Source organism: Pseudomonas sp. UBA6276 (assembly GCF_002438365.1).
Taxonomy (GTDB): Bacteria; Pseudomonadota; Gammaproteobacteria; order Pseudomonadales; family Pseudomonadaceae; genus Aquipseudomonas; species Aquipseudomonas coleopterorum.
In genome coordinates this window covers 1-9,393 of the sequence record NZ_DJUS01000155.1, presented here as the reverse complement: position 1 = coordinate 9,393, position 9,393 = coordinate 1, and the positions used below count along the sequence as shown (strand labels likewise).

Below are 9,393 nucleotides of genomic sequence, written 5' to 3'. Positions count from 1 at the left end.
ATGATGGAGGACTACCTCAAGTTCATCGCCAACCGTCGCTTGTCGCAGATTGGCTTGAAGGAAGAGTACCCAGGCACCACGAACCCGTTCCCATGGATGAGCGAGATCATGGACTTGAAGAAGGAGAAGAACTTCTTTGAGACGCGGGTGATTGAGTATCAGACGGGTGGGGCGTTGAGCTGGGATTGATGGTGGACCCCACTACTCTGCACTACTAGAAAGAGGCCGCTGTTAGGCGGCCTTTTTTATGCCTGAGATTTAGGTATTTTTGACCCATCGTCCACGCAACATGCTTTTCAGTTCACCAAGGGACAAAGTCATATCACGCCTGCGGTGGACCATTGCATGGCAGTTGGCGCAAAGCGTCACAAGATCTGTTTCCGGGTTGACGGCTTTTTCGCCTCCGAAGTCCGAAATAGGTACAACGTGGTGAACGTGAATGAAGCCTTTCGCGTGGTCACCATAAGCCTGTTCAAAATCGAAACCACACGCTTTGCAGCCCAGTCCATGGATTGCAATAGCCTTCACGCGCAGGTCTTTGCGACGCTCATAGCGGGTTCCGAAGTAGCTTGTCTTGCTGCCTTCGTTCGCGGATATGAAGGTCAACGGATCATCCTGTATATCCGGTAGATCCGTCTCAACCTGAGTAGGTAAAAGCTTCGCGTGGCTCAAGATCAGATCATAATCAGCCTCGGATACTGGTCGAACACCATCCCGCCAATAGTTTGTCAGACGGGTCGCTGGAATGGTCTCCAGATACCCCCCACCGCTTTTCGCGGGTACTGCGCGCTCAAAAGGAGTGAAGCCTTCGATCAGCGCAAAAAGATCTCCCTTATCACTGCCGCGATCGGCGTAAATCTTGCCGATCCGTGCCTTGCCAAAGTAATGGGGCTCACCACTAAGTCGTGTAGAGGCGAATGCTTTATCTTTGATGCGCCCTTTGTAATAGATCACCTCGGTTCCCGGAGTGAGAAACAGGCGGTAGCGCTTTGGAAAATGGTAAACGGAACCTGTCTCGTCTTCCCATTGCGATATATCGTTTTCAACGATGACTACGGGCATTCCATTTCCTCCCACGTGGTAGCAAAAGCCTACCAAACATGAGGAAATTTCCTACAGGATATTTAGAGTTATCATGCAGCAGCGCGATCAGCAGCCTAGCATGCCTGGCCACTATCAATCCCGAAGCAGACCTCGGCAGCGGCCTGTTCTCAGACCCAGTAAACGTCCAGGAGTGGATGCCTTCGATCAATAGCCCTGGTCTTGCAATCAGCGCACCCTTCGGTCATCCCAAATAACCGAGGTTAATAGCAGATCACGGAACAGCTTCGCGTAATCTTTATTTCGACGCTTTGGCGGTGTTGCAACTCGCCGCAGCCCACAAAAGCTCTCCCCTTTTACATTGCGAGGTACTTGAGATGTGTGATCATGCGATGTGTGTTGCAGTCCATTCGACGTCGCCTTGGATATGGAGAGCGAACGTGGCTATCGGGATTTGGTTGCCGAGGACTGTTGGAATGAATGGCAGTGCTTACGTCGATCATTGGGGAACTGTTAAGCACTCAACGCAAGGGACCTGAACTAAACCGCCCCTCCCCCAACGACCGTGCATCATTCCCCCTGTCATCCCGCGCATCCAGATCCGCCCCCTTCGCCGCCAACGCCTCGAGAATATCCTTGCGCTGAAACAGCGCCGCATACATCGCCGCCGTCTGCCCCGAGTTATTTCGCTCATCCGTCGCGCAGTCTGCCTTGAGCAATCGATGGGCGATGCTCACTTCACCTTTGAAGATGGCCCCCATCAGCGCAGTGTTCCCGCGCTTATCCTGGCTGCACGGATTCGCCCCAGCCGCCAGCAACTGCTCCACAGCCGCCGTCTGGCCGTGATAAGCCGCCAGAATCAATGCGGTGTAGCCACTTTCATCGCGGGTGTCCAAGTCATAATGCGATTCGATGAACGCGCCCAAACGGTCGGTGCTGCCCGAACGTGCGGCGTCGAAGTACAGTTCACGAAGTTGCTGGCGGGTATCGAGGGGCGGTGTGTCATCGGCCAAGACAGCTGTTGAAAGCATCACCACCGAGCAGATCCAAGGAATGAAATATCGCATGAGGTTTTGCTCCTGAAGATCATCGACCGTCGTCAGACGGTCGGTGATCGGATGCATCAGTCCTGAAGCTTGGCGGCCAACTGTTTGACCTTTTCCAAATCGCCATTGGCAACTTTGGTCACGCCTGTGCCGTAGGCCGGATCGGCCTTGTACAGATACGACAGCATGATGTTTTTGCTTTCGGTATCCGTGTCAGCCAAAGAACCGCCGAAGCTGTTGATCAGATCCTGCTGCTCCTTGGGCGAATAGGAGCGGTACAAGTCGCCTGCCTGTTTGAAGTTCTGCTCGCGCTGAATCTTCGCCTGCTGGGTAGTACCGCTCAAAGCCGTTTGGCTGTAACGCGCGCTGTCGTCGCTCGGGCGCGGCGCAAGACGGCTCGGTTCGTAGTTCACCCCACCGGTGGTATGTCCGCTGTTCAAGGCGCCATCTTGGTTGCCGTTGTTGACGGTGACGCGCGGACGGTTGATCGGCAAACTCATGCCGTTGGCGCCCAGGCGATACATCTGGGTATCGGCGTACGAGAACACACGGCCTTGCAGGAGACGGTCTTCCGATGGTTCGATCCCCGGCACCACGTTGGACGGTGCCATGGCGAACTGTTCGGTCTCCTGGAAGAAGTTGTCGACGTTCTTGTTCAGTACCATCTGCCCGATCTTCTGCTCCGGTACGTCAGGCCAGATCTTGGTCGCGTCGAGCGGGTCGAATGCGAACTTGGCCAGGTCTTCAGGTTTGAGCACCTGGATATACAAGTCCCACTTCGGGAAATCACCCTTGTTGATTGCGGTGACCAGGTCATGGGTCATGTGCGCGTAGTCTTTGCCCTGGGTTTGCACGACTTGTTCCGGGTCCAGATTCTTCAGACCTTGCAGGCTCTTCCAGTGAAACTTCACGTAGTGCACTTCGCCTTTGGCGTTGACGAACTTGTAGGCGTGCACGCCATTGCCGTCCATGAAGCGATAGCCTGCAGGCGTGCCTTCGTTGGAGTACAGCAGGGTGAGCGTACGCGTCGCTTCCGGAACATGGGAGAAGAAGTCGAAACGACGGGAATCGTCGTCAAGGTTGGTGCGCGGGTCGGGTTTGAACGCGTGCACCATGTCGGGAAATTTGATGGCGTCACGAATGAAGAAGGTCGGGAAGTTGTTGCCGACCAGATCCCAGTTGCCGTCCGCCGTATAGAACTTGGTCGCGAAACCACGTGGGTCGCGCAGCGTTTCCGGCGAGTGGTTGCCGTGGACAACCGACGAGAAGCGCACGAACACCGGTGTATGGGTGCCTGGCGTAAACACCTTGGCCTTGGTCAACTCACTGATGTTGCTGGAAGCGACGAACTCGCCATGCACACCCGTACCACGGGCATGCACCACGCGCTCTGGAATGCGCTCGCGGTCGAAGCGCTGCAGTTTCTGCAACAGCTGAACGTCCTGAAGCAGCGCCGGCCCGTTGGGTCCGGCGGTCTGTGAATTCTGGTTATCGCCGACGGCGGCGCCGTTGTCGCGGGTCAAGGTATCGGCAAACGCGGACGACAAAGACATGCCGATGGCCAATGCAGTAACTGCATACCCTGATAAGGTTCTGATTTTCATAGTGAATCCCTCACGCTTCTTATGTTCTGGAGAAACCGCGAGGGTAACGGCAACCACTGGCGTGGCTAAATTGGAAGAGCCTATCAGTCTGATAGGCAAAGATGCCTACCGGTGTTACTGGCTAGAATCCGCGCCTACCGACGCTCGCAACCCATCCTCCGGCACGAATATCCAACCCTCTACCGGATCTATATCCGCCATCGGCTGAGCCAGCCATTGCGGTCTATGCTCGAAGGCCCAGGCCAGCAACGCGCACGTCAGCGCATCCTGCGCATCGACGTGTTCAAGCCCCGGTACAAATATTCGCGGAACGCTTGCGCCGTCGACGTAGAAAGGCGCTCGCAAGGCCTCGATGCAGGCGGACCGTTTGCACGCCGAGGGATAGGCTTCGATCGCCCTCAGCATCCGCCCGTCCGTCCATACGCCACAGGCTTGCCGAACGGGCGCGAATCGCCCCAGCACGTGCATGCCCTTGGTTGCCTGGCTACCGATCATGTCCTTGATCGGCGACAGCGGATAGAGCCCTCTTTCGAACAGAAAATGCTCGGTACGCCGGTGCAGGTAGGGGTTGCTGGATGACTCGCCAACAGTGGGCACGGCCATGCCACGGGTGATGAGGTCGATGAAAGGTCGGGAGAAGCCCAGCGGAGTGTCGATGCCCATGAGCAGGCAGGGCGCCTGATGAACTGCAGTGTCTATTGCACACAGCTTCAACAGCCCATGGACAAACTCTTCCGTGGAACTTGCTTCATTGATCGTCCGCCGCAGATTGCCCCGCCATGGCTTACCGACTAGCCGGCGCTCAGCATCCAGAACGACCAGAGCATCGCGGCTAGCCGGGTTCCGGTCACAATTCCAGCCGCCGACGTCCCAGCCCATGAAGAGTGTGGAAGCGTTCGGTTCAATCATGGCGGGCACTCATGCAGGTAAAGAAAATATTCGACGCGCCTTCGGAAACTGGCCAATAAAAGAACTCAGGCGCACTGTTACGTTCATCCAACACATCTGTATCTATCAATTCGGCGCCCGTGGCCGTGTCATGCATGACGACGTCTCGCCCGAAAACTTACCGCTAAGGCACCCCTACCCCTGCAAACGTGCCAACGCGGTTGCCCGGCAGCTTTCCAGAATCTCGTCAGCCAGCGCGGAGTCGTCCGGACACGCCCTGGAGAGCATCAGTGCGCCGACCAGGTGCGCCAGGGCATTGATTCGCTCGGCCCGGGCGGTCTGCCGCGTGGCCTCGTCTACCTCGACCGAAGCAGGCGCCACACCGGCCAGGATCCGCTCCATCCCCTGCGCAAACACCGCCTTGATCTCTTCAGGCTGGCGCGCGGCATCGGCCGACAATGCCGCCAGGGTGCAGCCCTCACCAGGTGCATCGCGATGCTCGCGCGACAGGTAGCCCTCGATCAGCGCTGCACGTTCGGCCTGAGCCGTGCTGGCTTCCATCTGCGCGAAGCCACACGCCGCCGCCTCGCTCATGAGGTCTGCCTTGGAGCGGAAATGCTTGTAGAAACCGCCGTGAGTGAAGCCGGCCGCGGCCATCAGATCAGCCACGCTCACGCCATCGTAACCCCGCTCGCGAAACAGGGTGGAGGCGGTTTCAACGATGTGCGCACGGTTGGCCTGCGCCTGTGCCTTGCTGACTTTCATGTCGATGCCTGTGAGGTGAACAGTGAAGCCGAGTATACATTGATGTCGACTGACATCAAAATACTTGACGGTTTAGATTTCGATCATCATCATAAATCCGTCGCAGCGCAGTGCTGCCATCTAGCCGTCAGGAATCTCCTCCGATGAACACGCTCCCCACTGTAATGATCACCGGCGCCTCCACCGGCATCGGCGCCACCTACGCCGAACGTTTCGCCCGCCGCGGGCACGACCTGGTCCTGGTCGCACGCAACCGCGATCGCCTGGCACAACTGGCCGCAAGATTGCGCGACGAAAACGGTGTGAACATCAACCTCATGCAAGCGGACCTGACCCGCGCCGAAGATCTGGCTCAAGTGGAGAAGCGCCTGGCCGAAGATGGCAGCATCGGCGTCCTGATCAACAACGCCGGCGCAGGTCAGGCCGGCGGCTTCACCCAACAAAGCGCCAGCGCCCTCGATAGCCTGCTCGCGCTCAATGTGACCGCAGTGACACGCTTGGCAGCGGCCATCGCTCCGCGTCTGGCGCAGGCGGGTCATGGCAGTATCGTCAACATTGGCTCGGTGGTGGGTCTGGCTCCCGAGATGCAGATGACTGTGTACGGTGCCACCAAGGCGTTCGTGCTGTTCCTGTCCCAGGGCTTGCAAGCGGAACTGGGCCCCAAGGGCGTCTATGTACAAGCGGTGCTGCCCGCGACCACACGCACCGAGATCTGGCAGCATTCCGGGATCGATATCGCGACCTTGCCTGAAGTCATGGAAGTGGGTGATCTGGTGGACGCCGCCCTGGCAGGTTACGACCTTCGAGAGCTCGTCACCATCCCACCGCTGCATGTGGCCGAGCGCTGGACGGCACTCAATGATAGTCGTCATTTGCTGCTCGCGGATCTGCGCCAGGCAACGCCGGCCGAGCGCTATCTGACCTCTGCCACTGTTGGGCAATGAGTCATGAAAGCGTTCATCATCGATCGTTACGGTAAAAGCGTCGTCGGCCAGATAGCCGAAATGCCCGAGCCCACCCTGGCTGCTGGCGACGTCCTGGTGCAGGTGCATGCGGCCGGCGTCAATGCGCTGGACGTCAAGATTCGCAACGGCGAATTCAAGCTGATCCTGCCGTACACGCTACCCTTGGCATTGGGTAATGACGTAGCGGGCGTGGTGCTCGAAGTCGGAGTCAATGTCACCCGCTTCAAACCCGGCGACGAGGTGTATGCGCGGCCGCACCCGTCGCGTATCGGCACCTTCGCCGAACGCATTGCCATCGATCAATCGTATGTAGCCGCCAAGCCTGTGAACCTGACCATGGTCCAGGCAGCGTCTCTGCCCTTGGTGGCTTTGACCGCCTGGCAAGTCCTGGTCGAAACCGCCAAGGCCAAGCCGGGCCAGAAAGTCTTGATCCACGCAGGCTCAGGTGGCGTGGGTACGGTCGCCATTCAGCTGACCAAACACTTGGGCGCCTATGTGGCCACTACCACCAGCACGGCCAATGTCGAGTGGTTGAAGGCCTTGGGCGCCGATCAGGTGATCGATTACGAAGCGCAGGATTTCGCCCGAGAGCTGCAATACTACGACGTCGTACTCAACAGCTTGGGATCGGACGTATTGAGCGAGTCGGTGAAGGTCTTGAAGCCCGGCGGCCAGTTGATCTCCATCTCCGGCCCCCCGACCCTGGCGTTCGCCGCCAGCCAGAGCCTCGGCTGGCCCCTGAAGCAACTTATGCGGTTGTTGAGCTACCGCATCCGCAAACAGGTCAGTCAGCAGGGCTGCAGCTATGATTTCGTATTCATGCGCGCGGACGGCGAGCAACTCGCACACATCAGCCAGCTCGTGGAAAGCGGTGTCATCACCCCGGTGATCGACACGGTCTATCCCTTCGCGAAGATTGCAGACGCACTGGCCCACGTCCGAAATGGTCGCGCAAAGGGGAAAGTGGTGATCCAGATGCAACCACCTGCATGAAATGTCGCAGCAGGTAAGGTCAGGCGTATGGAAGAAACAGCCATTACCGCTTAGTCTGAGCGTCGACGGCCTGCGTTATGAAATCACCTTGATCAGCGATGCTCACACTACGCAGTCCAAGCCAGATGCCGATGCTGCGCAGATCATTGACCACCATAACGCGACCTTATCCAGCATCAAGAGCTTCGGTGTACGTATCCAGGCGCTGCAAACCGCAGCCGTCGACTTCAATACCTGAATAGAGAACACCCACACTCAAGAGGTCCGTACACTCAAATCGAGGGTACGGATGCACCGCACACCAGTTGCGCGAACCCTTCCCGAACTGGATGCCCGCTCGCGCGTTTATGGGTCAACAGGTAATGGTCCACCCTGGGGAATACCAGCTCGTCGCGCGCCATCACATTCAGAAATGCTCGATGATTGTCGTAGACGCCCCTGGGGACTACCGCCATGCCTATCCCCTGCTCGACACACGCCATGATGCCGCCCCAGCTCCCACACACCACTGTCTCCACACCCTGCAACGACGCCTTGCACCAGGCCAGTGCCACCGCCTGGAAAGGGCACCCTTCAGGCCATGCCAGAAGCTTTCGGTTGTTCAGATCCAAGGGGCCCTGCTGCAACCACGCCTGTGGATGAACCAACACCGGCCGCTCACCTGCGATCTTATGACTAGTGAGCTTCGGATTGACTGGAGCAAACGCAACTATGGCAATATCCAGCCTCCCTTCCACAACGCTCTCTACAAGATCCGGCCATGTACCCGTAGTGATCTCCAATACCACTTGGGGATACTCACGCGTGAACACCGCAACTATGGCGGCCAGGCGGGTACTGACAAAAGAATCGATACCCCCCACTTTGAGCGTACCGCTGAGCTTTTGGGTGTCATCGAAACACGCCTGTGCTTCGGAAAATGCCTCCAGCACCTTTTCTGCATGAGTCAGCAGGTGCTTTCCAGCGGCGCTTAATTCGACGCCTTTGTCTCGTCTATTCAATAGACAGCATCCGAGCTCGGCCTCCAGGGCCTTCATGCGCGCTGTCACGTTCGAGGGTACGCAATGCACCGATTTGGCGGCCTTGACGATGCTTCCCGCTTTATAGATAGCGGTGAGCATCCTTAATTGCGAGATATCCATATACACCTCTGGTGAATCGCCGATTCATTTATTTTTAGTTGTGTGAGCCTCCTAGCCCATGGATTCTACTGCTACTGCCTAGTCAGCATCAAAAACCAAACGACAACTTCGAAGCACCAAGTTACAAACAAGGAGCTGCGCATGTCCGGTTATTATGAAGAGATCACCAAGCTCGCTACCTCTGTACATCAGCACGGCGCTTTGAATAACGCCTTTTATGAACGCTGGCTGGCCGCCCCGCTGTCTTTTGATGAACTGGCGCTGTTTGCGAAGAATTATTTGGTAAGAACTTCGCAGACTTCGACAATGCTTGCATTGTCGCTGGTACACACCGACAACCTCTGCGCCCGCGTCGAGATTGCCAAGAATCTGTACTCCGAATACGGCTACGGTCAACCGCAGAAAGCCCACATTCATTTGTTGGAGAATTTCCTGACCGATCTCCTGAGCAGAGTAGCGGTTGCTTACACGCCAGTGACAAAGCTGAGCGATGATCTGATCCTGCCAAGCACTCGCCAGTTCGTGGCTGAGCAGCAAGCCCTGTACACCCGCACGCCTGAGAAAAGTGGCTGTCAGCGCGCATTGGGCGCACTGTTGGCCCAGGAATGGCTCGCATTTTCCACGCTCACCCGCCTGTATGAGGGCGTGCGGCACTACCAGCATCTCTACGCTTCCAACGACGAATTCCACGAGCATTGCGAGTACTTCTACGTCCATATCGGCAATGCCGAGAAGGAGCACAAGATACAGGCGATTCACACAGCCACTCTCGAGTGTCACGACGATGATGAGTTCGCAGCGCTGGCAGACGGTTTCTATGATTTCATGACACTAACGGAGCAGTACTGGAACGGCATCGCCCATGCCATGGGGTATCGCCCGAGCCAAGAGCAAGCACCCTCCACACTCAGGATCTGAAAATCAGCCAGAAAGACAAAACCCCTACCTG

At 57.2% G+C, this 9,393-nt stretch carries 10 protein-coding genes and 1 pseudogene; 5 read left to right on the top strand and 6 right to left on the bottom strand.

Annotated elements, in window-relative coordinates:
* A pseudogene (locus B2V21_RS17840) lies at positions 1-189 on the top strand (ribonucleotide-diphosphate reductase subunit beta); the annotation flags it as partial.
* A 69-nt stretch (positions 190-258) separates the two neighbouring features.
* On the opposite strand, the gene B2V21_RS17835 reads toward B2V21_RS17840, so the two are convergent.
* From B2V21_RS17835 to B2V21_RS17810, 5 genes are all read right to left on the bottom strand, one after another.
* Complete coding sequence (locus B2V21_RS17835) at positions 259-1,062, bottom strand: HNH endonuclease (RefSeq protein WP_286917566.1); 804 nt, start codon at positions 1,060-1,062, stop codon at positions 259-261.
* A gap of 500 nt (positions 1,063-1,562) precedes the next feature.
* Entirely contained in the window at positions 1,563-2,072 is a 510-nt protein-coding gene (locus B2V21_RS17825) for an ankyrin repeat domain-containing protein (RefSeq protein ID WP_286917570.1), read from the bottom strand.
* 92 nt (positions 2,073-2,164) lie between these two features.
* Positions 2,165-3,640 (bottom strand): catalase KatB, encoded by a 1,476-nt coding sequence (gene katB, locus B2V21_RS17820; protein ID WP_376787126.1) that lies wholly within the window; start codon positions 3,638-3,640, stop codon positions 2,165-2,167.
* 165 nt (positions 3,641-3,805) lie between these two features.
* On the bottom strand, positions 3,806-4,600 hold the full coding sequence (locus B2V21_RS17815) for a hypothetical protein (protein ID WP_286917564.1): 795 nt from the start codon (positions 4,598-4,600) through the stop codon (positions 3,806-3,808).
* 174 nt (positions 4,601-4,774) lie between these two features.
* Entirely contained in the window at positions 4,775-5,344 is a 570-nt protein-coding gene (locus tag B2V21_RS17810; protein WP_286917563.1) for a TetR/AcrR family transcriptional regulator, read from the bottom strand.
* A gap of 143 nt (positions 5,345-5,487) precedes the next feature.
* Here B2V21_RS17810 and B2V21_RS17805 point away from each other — a divergent pair, with 143 nt between their 5' ends.
* The 3 genes from B2V21_RS17805 to B2V21_RS17795 are packed head-to-tail and all read left to right on the top strand — an operon-like array spanning position 5,488 to position 7,540.
* Positions 5,488-6,288: an SDR family NAD(P)-dependent oxidoreductase gene (locus B2V21_RS17805; RefSeq protein ID WP_286917562.1), complete on the top strand. Its 801-nt coding sequence runs from the start codon at positions 5,488-5,490 to the stop codon at positions 6,286-6,288.
* Between the two features lie 3 nt (positions 6,289-6,291).
* Complete coding sequence (locus B2V21_RS17800; protein WP_286917561.1) at positions 6,292-7,302, top strand: NADP-dependent oxidoreductase; 1,011 nt, start codon at positions 6,292-6,294, stop codon at positions 7,300-7,302.
* A gap of 1 nt (position 7,303) precedes the next feature.
* The gene (locus tag B2V21_RS17795; RefSeq protein ID WP_286917560.1) at positions 7,304-7,540 is read left to right on the top strand and encodes a hypothetical protein; all 237 of its coding nucleotides are present in this window, start codon (positions 7,304-7,306) and stop codon (positions 7,538-7,540) included.
* Between the two features lie 34 nt (positions 7,541-7,574).
* On the opposite strand, the gene B2V21_RS17790 is transcribed toward B2V21_RS17795, so the two are convergent.
* On the bottom strand, positions 7,575-8,444 hold the full coding sequence (locus B2V21_RS17790) for a LysR family transcriptional regulator (protein ID WP_286917559.1): 870 nt from the start codon (positions 8,442-8,444) through the stop codon (positions 7,575-7,577).
* Positions 8,445-8,585: 141 nt separating this feature from the next.
* Here B2V21_RS17790 and B2V21_RS17785 point away from each other — a divergent pair, with 141 nt between their 5' ends.
* Complete coding sequence (locus tag B2V21_RS17785; protein ID WP_286917558.1) at positions 8,586-9,362, top strand: iron-containing redox enzyme family protein; 777 nt, start codon at positions 8,586-8,588, stop codon at positions 9,360-9,362.
* Positions 9,363-9,393: the final 31 nt, after the last annotated feature.